Here is a 245-nt window from a genome sequence, read left to right as displayed (position 1 = left end):
CACGCCGCAGGCTGACCACGCCTCGGTCTGCGCAATACTGTAATACGCGCCGTCGGCGATCACGCAGTCGACGTTCGCGTCGACTGCCAGCATCGCATTCAGGCCCGCCTCGTCGGAAACGTTGTCCCCGGTGATCGCGATCTGGTGGACATTCATCTCCGGGTCGATCGACAGATGCATCTTGCGCCACGGCGTCTGGCTCGCGTCGCGCCCGTACTTTTGCCGATGCCATTCGCTGGCCCGGC

Annotated in this window: 1 protein-coding gene; it reads right to left on the bottom strand. The window is 64.5% G+C overall.

Annotated features, from left to right (window positions below):
- Positions 1–245: transposase (locus AB3X89_RS40815; protein ID WP_368588125.1), on the bottom strand; the 245-nt coding region annotated here is incomplete at both ends.

Origin of the sequence: Paraburkholderia sp. BR14320 (assembly GCF_040948665.1) — a bacterium.
GTDB lineage: Bacteria > Pseudomonadota > Gammaproteobacteria > Burkholderiales > Burkholderiaceae > Paraburkholderia > Paraburkholderia youngii.
This window is presented reverse-complemented; position numbering and strand designations above follow the sequence as displayed.